General features: G+C 52.8%; 13 protein-coding genes. 8 read left to right on the top strand and 5 right to left on the bottom strand.

Translation table 11 applies throughout. The features are described from left to right. Positions 1 to 145: 145 nt before the first annotated feature. Positions 146 to 1,141 (top strand): M28 family peptidase, encoded by a 996-nt coding sequence (locus tag QJQ48_RS20505; RefSeq protein WP_346293115.1) that lies wholly within the window; start codon positions 146 to 148, stop codon positions 1,139 to 1,141. 298 nt (positions 1,142 to 1,439) lie between these two features. On the opposite strand, the gene QJQ48_RS20510 is transcribed toward QJQ48_RS20505, so the two are convergent. Continuing rightward, the gene (locus QJQ48_RS20510) at positions 1,440 to 1,586 is read right to left on the bottom strand and encodes a hypothetical protein (RefSeq protein WP_346293116.1); all 147 of its coding nucleotides are present in this window, start codon (positions 1,584 to 1,586) and stop codon (positions 1,440 to 1,442) included. Between the two features lie 62 nt (positions 1,587 to 1,648). Between QJQ48_RS20510 and lipA the strand changes: the two genes are divergently transcribed. Next, complete coding sequence (lipA, locus tag QJQ48_RS20515) at positions 1,649 to 2,518, top strand: lipoyl synthase (protein ID WP_346293117.1); 870 nt, start codon at positions 1,649 to 1,651, stop codon at positions 2,516 to 2,518. Positions 2,519 to 2,535: 17 nt separating this feature from the next. Here the strand turns inward: lipA and QJQ48_RS20520 are convergent, their stop codons facing one another. Further along, the gene (locus QJQ48_RS20520) at positions 2,536 to 3,486 is read right to left on the bottom strand and encodes an ion channel (protein ID WP_346293118.1); all 951 of its coding nucleotides are present in this window, start codon (positions 3,484 to 3,486) and stop codon (positions 2,536 to 2,538) included. Positions 3,487 to 3,721: 235 nt separating this feature from the next. Here QJQ48_RS20520 and QJQ48_RS20525 point away from each other — a divergent pair, with 235 nt between their 5' ends. The 6 genes from QJQ48_RS20525 (at position 3,722) to QJQ48_RS20550 (ending at position 9,154) form a co-directional block, all read left to right on the top strand. After that, complete coding sequence (locus QJQ48_RS20525; protein WP_346293119.1) at positions 3,722 to 5,017, top strand: ATP-binding protein; 1,296 nt, start codon at positions 3,722 to 3,724, stop codon at positions 5,015 to 5,017. Beyond that, positions 5,014 to 6,501: a tetratricopeptide repeat protein gene (locus QJQ48_RS20530; protein WP_346293120.1), complete on the top strand. Its 1,488-nt coding sequence runs from the start codon at positions 5,014 to 5,016 to the stop codon at positions 6,499 to 6,501. Before QJQ48_RS20525 ends, QJQ48_RS20530 begins: the two co-directional genes overlap by 4 nt. Before the next feature lie 64 nt (positions 6,502 to 6,565). After that, positions 6,566 to 7,183, top strand: coding sequence for a trimeric intracellular cation channel family protein (locus QJQ48_RS20535; protein ID WP_346293121.1), 618 nt, complete (start codon positions 6,566 to 6,568; stop codon positions 7,181 to 7,183). A gap of 32 nt (positions 7,184 to 7,215) precedes the next feature. Continuing rightward, a complete protein-coding gene (gene dcd, locus QJQ48_RS20540) occupies positions 7,216 to 7,815 on the top strand; it encodes a dCTP deaminase (RefSeq protein WP_346293122.1) in 600 nt (199 codons plus the stop codon). 115 nt (positions 7,816 to 7,930) lie between these two features. After that, positions 7,931 to 8,704 carry a GAF domain-containing protein gene (locus tag QJQ48_RS20545; protein ID WP_346293123.1) on the top strand — a complete coding sequence of 258 codons (774 nt, stop codon included), beginning with the start codon at positions 7,931 to 7,933 and terminating at the stop codon, positions 8,702 to 8,704. A 162-nt stretch (positions 8,705 to 8,866) separates the two neighbouring features. Further along, on the top strand, positions 8,867 to 9,154 hold the full coding sequence (locus QJQ48_RS20550) for a PepSY domain-containing protein (protein ID WP_346293124.1): 288 nt from the start codon (positions 8,867 to 8,869) through the stop codon (positions 9,152 to 9,154). A gap of 9 nt (positions 9,155 to 9,163) precedes the next feature. Here QJQ48_RS20550 and QJQ48_RS20555 read toward each other — a convergent pair whose 3' ends face one another. Genes QJQ48_RS20555 through QJQ48_RS20565 form a run of 3 tightly spaced genes read right to left on the bottom strand, consistent with a single transcriptional unit; the run spans position 9,164 to position 12,486 of the window. Then, positions 9,164 to 10,561, bottom strand: coding sequence for an ATP-binding protein (locus QJQ48_RS20555; protein WP_346293125.1), 1,398 nt, complete (start codon positions 10,559 to 10,561; stop codon positions 9,164 to 9,166). A gap of 11 nt (positions 10,562 to 10,572) precedes the next feature. Then, positions 10,573 to 12,237 carry an FAD-dependent oxidoreductase gene (locus tag QJQ48_RS20560; RefSeq protein WP_346293126.1) on the bottom strand — a complete coding sequence of 555 codons (1,665 nt, stop codon included), beginning with the start codon at positions 12,235 to 12,237 and terminating at the stop codon, positions 10,573 to 10,575. 6 nt (positions 12,238 to 12,243) lie between these two features. Further along, positions 12,244 to 12,486, bottom strand: coding sequence for a hypothetical protein (locus QJQ48_RS20565; RefSeq protein WP_346293127.1), 243 nt, complete (start codon positions 12,484 to 12,486; stop codon positions 12,244 to 12,246). Positions 12,487 to 12,498: the final 12 nt, after the last annotated feature.

The raw sequence follows: 12,498 nt of genomic DNA on the forward strand, positions 1-12,498 counted from the left end.
ATCTTGGAGAAGAGATTGAGATTAGTTTTAGACCATTATTCTTAACAGGAATCTGAGGTAAAAGGCTAACTTTTATGAGCTTTTATTTCTTGTATATCAAGATTGATACAAAGCAATAAATAACGACATAATTCTGTCTATGTCTATGCAAATCAAAAAGATTATTGGTCTGGGCTTGATGGCGATCGCCACCCTTTGTCTCATCTCTATTCTAGACATCATTCCCTTTGCTACGGCGGCGCTGCCTGCTCTGCAGTGGCACTCAGGCCATTTAGTGGCGCAAGCCTCTGAGCGCTTTGCCCAAGTTGCTTTAACTGCCGATCGCCAGCGTTTAGCAGACCACATTGCCGCGATCGCCTATCCCCGCTTTGATGAGATCGATCGGATCCGGGCTAGAGGCTATCTAATTGAGCAGCTAGAAACCTTTGGCTGGCAGGTGCAGCTAGAGTCTTTTGACACAGGGATTAATCTGGTAGCTGAGAAAACTGGCAGGGTTGCTGGGGCTGGCACCCTGGTGGTGGGGGCTCACTTTGATACGGTGAGCGATTCTCCTGGGGCTGACGATAACGCCAGCGGCGTGGCGGCGGCTTTGGAAGTGGCCCGGCTGTTTGGGACGCAAACCTATCCGCGATCGCTGCGGCTGGTTTTCTTCGACCGAGAAGAAGCGGGACTGGTGGGCAGCCTGGCCCACGTCAGCAAGAGCGCCAACTTAGACAACCTGGTCGGGGCAATTATTCTAGAAATGCTGGGCTATACCTGCGATCTGCTAGGCTGTCAGCAATATCCTGCCGATTTACCGCTAGAGTTATCGGGCGATCGCGGCGATTTTATTGGCATTATTGGCGACATTGACCACCCTGAACTTTTGCAGGCTTTTCAAACGGCAGAGCGCCCCAGTTCTCCCCCAGCCATTATTCTGCCGGTGCCGCTCAGCCCTGACCTACCTCCCGATTTGCTGCGCAGCGACCACGCTGCTTTCTGGCAAAAAAATATCGGTGCCGTTTTAGTCACCGATACTGCTAATTTCCGCAATCCTCACTATCATCAGCCCACCGATACGCTGGCAACGCTCAATCTAGATTTTTTGACCCACGTTACCCAGCAGGTTATAGACGCTGTGGGCCTGCTGCTAAAGGCATAAACTACTGGCTACACGGCAACAGAGATACGCTGAGGCACAGGCATCGAAGTTCGGCGCGTGGCTAAAACCGACGAGGCCTGCCAGCGTTTATCTGCTAAAACCTCGGATAGCTCAGGCACTTCCTGCCAACAGTGTTGGCAAAACCAATAAATTTGATTGTGCCGGATGTGGCGAAGTACATTGCTTGAGCAATAAGGACAAGATGTCATAGCAGCCTCAATTATTAAAACAGTTTTGTTTAGACAACAGTTCTGAACTACAAAGCCAAATTTACGCTTCACGCAAATTTGCGCTCGATTTATAAGGGAATTTTGAACTTCAGCTTGACTTCAACAATAGAGAGCAAATCTGAGGAACTGATGAGGATGATTAAAGAAAATACTACGGTTCGTAAAGGCTGAATAACTTTTGCCGCGATCGCCTGCAGTTCTAACGCTGCTGGCAAGTCGACTCGCAGTTAGATCAGGAATTGCTAAGATGAGTTTGGACTTTTAGAGCAAAAGATTAGTGGCAGTTAAACCAGACTGGCTCAGGGTTAAAGCGCCTCAGTGGGAACGGGTGGGCAATGTCAAAGCCGTTTTGCAAGACTTGGGCCTCAATACCGTTTGCGAAGAAGCTTCCTGTCCCAATATTGGCGAGTGCTTCAATGCAGGGACTGCTACTTTCTTGATCATGGGGCCTGCCTGCACCCGCGCCTGTCCCTACTGCGATATTGACTTTGAGAAAAAGCCGCAAGCATTAGATCCGACTGAGCCGCTGCGCCTAGCCGAAGCCGTCAAGCGGATGGCCCTCAACCATGTCGTTATTACGTCAGTCAACCGGGATGATTTGCCCGATGGCGGCGCTGCTCAGTTCGTGGCCTGCATTGCGGCTATTCGTCAAGCTTCACCCCAGACGACGATTGAGGTGCTAATCCCCGATCTCTGCGGCAACTGGGAAGCCTTAGAGACTATTTTGTCGGCCCAGCCGGAAGTGCTGAATCACAACACGGAAACGATTCCACGGCTGTACCGCCGGGTTCGGCCTCAAGGCGACTATACCCGGTCGCTGGAACTGCTGCAGCGCAGCCGAGCGATCGCCCCTGGGGTCTACACCAAATCTGGCATCATGGTCGGTCTGGGGGAAACTGGCGCTGAGGTGCAGCAGGTGATGGCCGATTTGCGTCAGGTGGACTGCGATATCCTCACTATCGGTCAGTATCTCCAGCCTAGCCCCAAGCATTTAGCAGTGCAGGATTTTGTCACGCCCCAGCAGTTTGCTCAGTGGCAGCAGCAGGGGCAAGCGCTGGGATTTTTGCAGGTGGTATCTTCGCCGCTGACCCGCAGTTCTTATCATGCGGAGCAGGTAAGACAGCTAATGCAGCAGTTTCCGCGATAGGTGTTCTAGCTGGAGGGTTACAGCAGCGAGCCGTCTTTGGCGGGTTCAACCGCGCTCAGGCCGTTTGAGTCACTGGTGGTAGGGGCGGGGACAACGCGATCGAAGCTGGTGTAGTCGATGGCCCGCCGCCCATCATCTGTCCACAGCAGAATGTCCGCTAGACGATAGCCCCACAAAATCTCCTCGGAAACAAAAGAATGGCGAGCATGAATGGTTTGAGAAACTGTCTCGTCTAATCCAGTAAAGGCCACGACAATCTCCGCATTGGCGGCTGCCAGTGACTCCGGCGTTTCTCCATAGAGCGGGCTGCTGGCGTCAATTGGGTGCATGGCCGTCCAGGTGAGAGCGAACAGGGGGGTATGGGAGCGAGTGAGCTGCAGATCATGAAACCGCCGCAGGTATTCTCCCTCTAAGGTCACTTCGTCTCGTACCAAGGTGACCCAAAGCTGAGCTTCCAGGATGCGATTGCGCCGCTTATTGGCGGTGCGGAACATCAGGGTAGGGACACCGTTGTGCCGGGAAATCACGGCGTAGTGGCTAAACAAAATGCGGGCGGTGGGTAGGGCAAAGCGGGTAAAAATTAGCCCGGTTGCCATTGCCACAAATAGCAGTCCGGCAAAGGCTTCGATCACAACCAGCAGGTTGGCGTAGGTGGTCGTTGGGTGCATACTGCCGTAGCCAATGGAGGCCATTGTCTGCACGCTGAAGAAAAAGGCGTCCATCAGCGACCCGTCTGAGTTGGCGATGCAGTCACCCCCAGCAAAATAGGCGATCGCAAATAGGGTATTGATCAGCAAGTAGATCAGGCTCAGCAGCCCGATAAATCCTGTCCAGGGAATTGTCAACAAGAGATGATAGAGATCGCGCCACTGCGAATGAGGATCGCCTAAACGTACTACGTCAGGGACTTCGCCATCCCTAACCACTAGCCGCGATGAAGGACGGCGAGCCTGCTGCCTAAAAACCATGTTTGTCTCCTGCGAGGAACTCCTAGCCTGACTCCATAAACGGAAAGGGCACGGCGTCGTCACGGTGCCCTTGGGGGTGAAGCTGAGAAAAGCTGCTGCTAATCGAGGCTGAAATTTAAAAAGTCATTTTTAGTTGATAATCTTTAGCAAAAGATAACATCTATAGACTTTGAGTGACGAGCGATCGCCTTTGAAACCTGTGATATGAATAGAAGGCACTGAGGCAGGGCACAAAATGGCTGAAAGCTTACTGTTAGCGTTTCGAGAAGCCTATCAAAATTTGGACCTATTGCCGCTGCTGGATGAAAATGAGCTGGCTAAATTTCGGGTGCCCTATGGCGGCGAGGTTTTAGCGGAACTACAGCAGCTTGTGGAAGATGATGGTTCTGAAAACGGCAAGACAATTTTTGCCGGACACCGAGGCTGCGGCAAGTCCACTTTGCTAGCAGAGTTTGGCCGTCAGTGTCAGCAGCGGGGCTATTTTGTCGTCTTCTTTTCAATTGCCGACACCATTGAAATGTCGGACGTCAACCATATCAATATCCTCTTTGCGATCGCCGTTAATCTGATGTATCAGGCTGAGCGAGAGAATGTGAAAATTCCAGCGGGCACAAAGGAGGCCTTTAACCAGTGGTTTGCCACCAAAACCCGAATTGAAACGGAGACGCCAGTGAGCGCGGAGGTTTCCGTTGGGTTTAATCTGTTTGAATTTATTCGGGGCAAGCTCAAGTCTGAGGCCAGCATCCGTAACGAAATTAAGCAGGAGTTTGAGCGCAAAATTTCTGACTTAGTTGCCCAGATCAATATCATGGCGGCGGCCATTAAAAACGTAACCAATAAAAAGGTGCTGGTCATCATCGACGACCTAGATAAGCTCGATTTGGCGGTTGTCCGCGAGGTTTACAAAGAGCATATCAAGGCGCTGTTTCTGCCCGGTTTTCAGATTATCTACACAACTCCGGTGGCCTCCCTGCGAGACGCTTCGCTGCGGGCGATGATGATTACGGAGACCGATAATCAGATTGTGGAGATGCCTGTCAGCAAGCTCTTTGCTAAAGGAGAGCGGCGGCAGCCAGAGCCAGAAGCGATCGCTCCGGCAGTCAGTACCCTGTGTGAAGTGCTGAAAAAGCGTATTCCTAGCGGTGTTTTGGAGCCGGAAACCGCGACGCAAATTGTAATCAACAGCGGCGGCGTGATGCGGGAGCTGATTCGCTTGGCGAATGTGTGCTGTCGCATTTGTCTGCGGCAGATTCGGTGGCAGCCCGACCGCTCAGATATTGCTATTGATCAGGCAGTTCTGCAGCAGGGGATTAAAGAACTGCGGCTAGATTTTGAAATGACTCTGGGCAAGGCCGATTTTGAAATTTTGCGTACCACCCACGAGCGGTTTTTACCTGATGATCCAAAGGAGCAAAAATTTCTAGACTTATTACATGGGCTGCACGTGCTGGAGTATCGCAATGATGAGATTTGGTACGACCTGCACCCCATTGTGGAAGAGCTGCTACGGCGCAAGGAGCTAATTGAGTGAGCTGGGCAGAGCTAGAGCCGCAAAACCAAGATGCCTATGATGATTTGGTGATTGCGATCGAGGCCAGTGACCAAAAGCTGAGTCTGCTGCTCGCTGCCTGTGATGATAGTCAGTTGCGCAACGAAATTATCGATCGCTATGAAGCTGAACTTAAACCAGATGTCCGCCCCTACCGCCTGACGCTATCTCTGGAAGACCCCAGCTTAAAGGCGGCACTGAATCAGCTTGTAGCGCAGGAATCTCATCTGCAAGCTGGCGGTCGGTCGGTGGTGACGATTACGGGGACGGAGCAGCTCCGGTTTTTGAAGCTAGGGGCTGAGCGATCGCAGCAGGAAACCTTTTTTGGTTATTTGCAGTGGACACGGGAGGGACTGCGGCAGTTTCACTTTCCGGTTGTGCTGTGGATGACCCATCAGATGCTGACTGACCTCAGCCAAGCGGCTCCTGATTTCTGGAGCTGGCGGCAGGGAGTTTTTCGCTTTGCGTCGCGCAAAACGGCGGCAGTACCGGTGCGGGCGATTGAGTCAATCCGCAATTTGGACGGTCTAGAGCTGCCCGACCGCGATGCTGTGACGATTCCACTCGCAGATCTAGAAGCGCTAATTGCCCAGACCGAAGCCAAAAATCCCAACGATCCGCTCCTAGCTCCGCTTTACAGTCAAATCAGCCAGGTTCATCTAAATCGAGCTTTGGCAGGGCAGTCCTATGGCTATGCGACCGAGCTGGAGCAGGCTGAGAAATATTGTCAAAAGGCGATCGCCTTGCAACGTCAGTTTAACCAGCTTGAGGATAAAGCAGAGAGCTTACACCGTCTAGGTTCAATTTATCTTTCTAGTGGACGCTATGCCTTAGCCGAGTTTTCTCTCAAAGCTTCTTTGAGAGCACGTCGACAAATCTCTGATAAATTAAACTCAGAATTCCTAACAAACTTAAGTGATTTAGCCAATTCATATGCTTTACAAAATCGTTATCGTGAAGCAGAGCCACTTTATCTGCAAGTTTTAGAGCAGCGTAGACGGCTATTAGGTAAGTCTCATCCAGATGTAGCAGCAAGCCTGAACAATTTAGCTAATTTATACGAATCTCAGGGTCGCTACAGCAAAGCTGAATCACTCTATCTTGAAGCTTTGAAGCTGCGTAGAGAGGCAGTTGGCGAATCTCATCCAGATATGGCATTAGCACTCAATAATTTAGCTAACTTATATCAAGAACAGGCGCTTTATGATCAGGCAGAACCGCTCTATTTAGAGGCTATACAGCTATCTAAACAGCTATTAGGTAAATCTCATCCAGATGTGGCAACAAGCTTAAATAATTTAGGATTTTTGTTCGAATCGCAACAGCAATATAATAAAGCTAAATCCCTGTATCTCGAAGCTATTGAAATTGCAAAGAACAAGTTGGGCATGAATCATCCTGATACCCAGCTTTTTCAAGAAAATTTAGATCGTTTGAGCAAAAGATTGAGACAGCAAATCGATTAGATTTGATTCAAAGTGAACAGTCAATGTAGGACAATAGCAGAGCTTTTAATCAAATCGCTCAAACATGCTTGCCTACAGCATTGGCCTGATTGCCACCGCCGTGTTTTCCATTACTGGCGTGCTTGCCGCCGCGCGGCAGGAGATGGATATTTTCACTATTGCCGTGATTGGGGTAGTGACGGCTTTGGGGGGTGGCACCGTCCGCGACATGCTGATGGATACGCCCGTGTTTTGGCTGCGCAATACCTCGTATCTATGGATAGCGCTTTTGGCCGCACTGCTGGCCTTTTTTGGGGCTCGTCTGTTTCAGACCACCTATCGGCTGCTGCTGTATTTTGACGGTTTGGGCGTAGCCCTGTTCAGCCTGCAAGCCCTACATAAGGCATTGGCGCTCAAATTTACAGCTCCGGTGGCGATCGCGATGGCTGTGCTCACGGGCATTGGCGGCGGCCTCATTCGCGACGTGCTCACCGGACGCCCCACGCTGCTGATGTCACGGGAGCTATATGCCACTCCCATTTTGCTGGGCTGTTCTCTCTACGCCCTGCTGCGGTACTGGTTTCCTAATTTTGAGGGCAGCGACTGGATCGCCTTTGCCCTAATTTTTGGCCTGCGGGCAGCGGCGATTCACTGGAAGCTAGCCATGCCTAACTGGTTGACCTTTCGTAACGGCGAGCGATAATAATACTCGGTCAAAGCTCATACACGGCGGTCATGATTAAAAACGACACCTGGATTCATCAAATGGCGGCTGACGGCTTGATTGCCCCTTTTGAGCCTCAGCTAGTCCGGCAGATACCGTTGGAAGATACAGGGCGATCGCGCCACGTCATCAGCTACGGCCTCTCTTCCTACGGCTATGACATTCGCCTGTCTCCAGCCGAGTTTAGGATCTTTCGCCACATCCCCGGCACCGTCGTTGACCCTAAAAACTTCAACCCCGACAACCTAGAACCCACCGCCCTGCGCACCGACGAGAACGGCAGCTACTTTATTCTGCCTGCCCATTCTTACGGGCTGGGGGTAGCCCTAGAGAACATCCAGGTACCCAACAATATCAGCGTCATTTGTATAGGTAAATCTACTTATGCCCGCTGCGGTATTATTGCAAATCTAACGCCCGCTGAGGCGGGCTGGCGGGGGCATCTCACCTTGGAATTTTCCAATTCCTCCAGTGCTGACTGCCGAATTTACGCCAACGAGGGCGTGGTGCAGCTTCTCTTCTTTGAAGGAGAACCCTGTGCCATTAGCTACGAAACCCGGCAGGGTAAATATCAGGATCAGCCCGAAGCCGTCACCCTAGCGAGGGTCTAATCAGAGGCGGCAGATAAGCTGTATTAAGCATTATCAAGTCTTGATCTCATTGGGCAGACTCCTCTAAACGGTTTTCTAAAATGACTTTCAGAACGGTCATAACTAGAGCGGTGTGATGAAGATAGGAATAACGCGGGAAGCTGCTCGATTAGAGGCACTGCGGCAGTACAACATCTTAGATACTCCGGCTGAGCAAGCGTATGACGATATCACTGCCCTGGCCGCTTTTATCTGCAACGTGCCGATCGCGCTGGTCAGTCTGGTGGATGAGCACCGTCAGTGGTTTAAATCAAAAGTAGGGCTGGATATCCAGGAAACTAGCCGCGATGTCTCATTTTGCGCTCGCGCCATCCTGAATCAGGACATGCTGATTGTGAATGATGCTTTGAAAGATGAGCGTTTTTGGAACAATCCCTTAGTTGTTCATGCTCCTGGAATTCGCTTCTATGCGGGTGTTCCCCTGATTTCTCCTAGGGGCTATCCCATTGGTACGCTCTGCGTCATTGACTATCAGCCCAACCAACTCTCACCGCACCAGCAGCAAGTGCTGACGGCTTTAGCCCGCCAAGTTGTGGTACAGCTTGAGTTACGCCGGGTTTCGTCTCAGCTAGCAGAGACATTGGACAAGCTAGAGCTGATGGCGGGTTTGATTCCGATTTGCTCCTATTGCAAAGGTATTCGCAACGATCAGGGCTACTGGTCAACGGTCGAGCAGTTCATAGAACAACATGCAGACGTTGAGTTTACCCACGGTATTTGCGATGACTGTATGCAGCAGCACTTTCCAGAGGTTGCTCAGATTTTGCTGACAGAAGCTGAAGCGAGAAAAGATGGCGAATCTGCAGAGCAAAATAGGTCACCTAAGTCAAACGAAGGGTTTCTGGGCTAGGAAAATGATCCGTCTCAAACTCCAGCTAGCTCTGAGTGATTGGGACTTTAAACCATTGGGCCTAAAATTCTGAGCAGTTTTGGCTATGGTGTTGTTCTCAAAGGATTTTCACTGGATCAGAACATCTTGATAGGACACCCTGCTGTTTTTACAGGCTTTACCATGAACTTAAATCAAGCTCGTCTGCGCCAGCTCCACCGGACTCTGGTGCCGATTGTAGTGCTGCCGCTGCTGCTAACCTTGACTACCGGGATGCTGTTTCAGTTTGCAGTGGCTAGCGATCGCGCTAGTGATTTTATCTGGCTGCTAGCGCTGCACCGAGGTAAATTTGGCTCCATCAACCTAGAGTTTATATATCCTTTCTTAAACGCGCTGGGGCTGCTGACGATGATTGTCACCGGCACGCTGATGTGGCTGAAAACCGCCAATCGCAAACGCCGAGCTTCCTAGCCTGAGCGCTCAAGGGGTTTCCACAGGCAGACAAACGGCAAAGCAGGTCTCACCGGGGACTGACTCAACCGCCAGGGTGCCGTGGTGGCGATTTTCCACAATGCGACGAACGGTTTCTAGCCCCAAGCCAGAACCTTTGCCTACGGCCTTGGTTGTAAAGAAAGGCTCGTAGATGCGGGACTGGATTTCCGGGGGGATGCCCGTACCAGAGTCAATAATTTCTACCCGCACAAAGCCTTGAAAGCGGCAGGTTTTAATCGTTAGCGTCCCTTTGCCGTCCATCGCATCAATGGCGTTGTCAATCAGGTTTGTCCACACCTGGTTGAGTTCGCTGCCGTGGGCCGGAATTTTGGGCAGATTTTCGTGGTAGTGGCGGCAGACCTGGATGCCGTGTTTCAGCTTGAAGGAAAACAGCCGCAGCGTATCTTCTAGGCCATCATGCACGTCGATGATTTGCTGCGCTCCCTGATCCATGTAGGAATAGGACTTCATCGACTTGACTAGAGTAGATATGCGCTCCGCCCCGTGCAGGCCGCTGTGAATCATGGAAACGACTTCAAAGGATAGGGCCAGCCAGCGCACGCCCTGATCGCGCATTTCGGAAGGATCGTCGCGCCAGCGCTGAGTTAGCTTTTCTAAGGTAGCGGTGTCAATGCCAGCGATCGCTAGGGGTTCTGCCAGCTTCCACGCCTGCTCAACGCCATAGTCTTCCAGCCAGTCCAGCAGTTCATCTTCGCGATCGCTGAGGGTCATCGCATCAACGCTGCGGTGCAAAATCGCCTCATAGCCGGCATCACGAGCCGCCTGCCACTGCTGGGTATGGGACTGCTCCACGTGGCGCTGACCGTAGAGCAGGTTCATTTTTTCCAGCTCTCGAATGGCCGGAATCACGTCTCGCAGCGCCCGCACCAGCGCCGCCGCCGGGTTGTTCAGTTCGTGGGCCAGTCCGGCGGAGAGGGTTCCCAGCGCTGCCATTTTTTCCCGGTTGCGGATAAAAGATTCTAGGCCCCGCAGCCGCTGCTGAAATAGGCGAAAAACCGAGCGTTCAAAGTCGCGGCACTCGTGTAGCAGGGTGAGAAAGTCATCGCCTGACACCTCATGCAGATGACACTCGCTCATGGCCCGCATTGTCACCATCGCCGGTTCCCCCGTGAGCACCGGAATTTCACCAAAAAACACCGGCGCATCATGCTGGCCAATGGGCATCTCCACCCCTTCGCTCTGGCGGGTAATGGCAATGCGGCCACACACCAAGATGTAGATATTTTCAGTCTGCTCACCTTCCTGAACTAAGGCTGTGCCCGGATCTAGCCGCATCGATTCAGCCCGATCGCACATCCATTCCAGGCGCGATCGCGGCAGATACTTAAACGGTTCCAACTCCAGCAGATCGTCAATACACTGCATCAGTGAGTTCCTCAGCGCAGGTCGTCAAGATAGCGATGCACAAACTGAACGCAGATGGAGCCTTCTCCCACTCCAGAAGCCACCCGCTTTACTGAACCGTGACGCACATCCCCCACCGCGAAGATGCCGGGAACGTTGGTTTCGAGCAGATAGGGCGATCGCGGCAGCGACCATACCTGATGGGGGGCAACATCTGATCTAAGGTCATCGCCTGTGAAAAGATAGCCCCGCGAGTCCCGCTGCAGCAGGCCGTCTAGCCAGTCGGTGTAAGGCACTGCGCCAATGAAGATGAACAGAGAATTAGCCGGAACGCTCTGAGTCTCTCCGGTCTGGGAGTTCTGCAAAATCAAAGTGTCGAGGCTGGTATCGCCCTTGGCCTCAATGACGCTGGTATGGGACTGAACCTGAATATTGTCGGTGGCCTCAATTTGGTCAATCAGATACTGGGACATGCTCTTGGTCAGCGACTCCCCCCGCACCAGCATGGTGACGCTGCGGGCGTACTTAGAGAAGTACATGGCCGCCTGTCCGGCAGAATTGGCCCCTCCCACCACAAAGACATCTTCATCGGTGCAGGCGATCGCCTCGGTCTGGGCAGCGCCGTAGTAAACTCCGGCCCCGGTAAAGCGATCGATGCCCGGCACCTTAAGCCGCCGCCAAGAGACACCCAGGGCCAAAATCAGGGCATGGCAGCTAATTTCGCTGCTGTTGCTGAGCGCAATCAGGCGATAGTCATTTTCGACCCGGATGGCCTGCACTTCCTGGGGCGTGAGAATTTCGACCCCAAACCGCCGGGCCTGACTGACAGCACGGCGGGCCAGGTCGCCGCCGCTTAGCCCTACCGGAAAGCCCAGATAGTTCTCAATTCGGGAGCTGGTGCCCGCCTGCCCGCCGGGAGCTTCACGCTCCACCAGCACCGTCCGCAGCCCCTCGGAAGCCCCGTAGACGGCTGCTGCTAGCCCCGCCGGGCCGCCGCCGACAATCACTAGGTCGTAGAAGGGTTTAGCGGCCGTGGTTTGCAGGCCAATTTTCTCAGCTAGCTGCACGTTGTCGGGCTGGCTGAGGCGATCGCCATTAGGAAACAGCACCAGGGGTAGGGGAGCAGTTTGGGATTCAGCGCAGCCTACTAGGGTGCGGGCCTCCTCGCTCTGCTCAATGTCTAGCCAGCGGTAGGGAATCTGGTTGCGGGCTAGGAAGTCTTTGGCCTGGTGGCTTTGAGGATTCCAGCGATCGCCAATGACGCGGATTCCCTCAAAAGGCGGGTGAAAGTGAGCCTGCCAGTCTGCCAGCAAATCATCCACAACGGGATAGAGCTGTTCCTCGGGGGGATCCCAAGGCTTCATCAGGTAGTAGTCCAGGTCGATCTGATTGATGGCGCGAATGGCGGCATCGGTGTCGCTGTAGGCTGTCAGCAATGCCCGCTTCGCTTGAGGAAAAAGCGCGACGGCGGCGGCTAAAAATTCAACACCGCTCATCTGCGGCATTCGCTGATCTACCAGCATCAGCGCTAGGGGCTGATTGCGCAGCTTGATCTGCTTCAGCATGTCTAAGGCCGCTGCACCCGAGTCAGCCCGCATAATGCGAAAGCGATCGCCGTACTGCTGGCGCAAGTCGCGGGCGATCGCCTGGAGGACATCAGGATCGTCATCTACCGTCAGCAGAGCAGGTTTACTCATGATGGCTTAGGGATGGGAAGACTCAGCAGTCGTAGCCTGAACGAAATTCAAAAAGGCGTAGGTGGCCCCGGCTGGCAGGCGAAATTTTTCGCCTTGGTACTCCAAAATGTATTCGCCAAAAGCTTTTTCACAGGCGGTGCAGGTGAGCAAGCCGGCGCTCAGCATATCGACACTGAGCTGCATAATTTGCTGATGCAACCACTGGTTGAAGGGCTGCCAAATTTCTGATTGAGGATTTTGCTGGGACATGGAGCTTTCATT

It is taken from the genome of Sphaerothrix gracilis Ecp01 (assembly GCF_030405905.1).
GTDB lineage: Bacteria > Cyanobacteriota > Cyanobacteriia > Phormidesmidales > Phormidesmidaceae > Sphaerothrix > Sphaerothrix gracilis.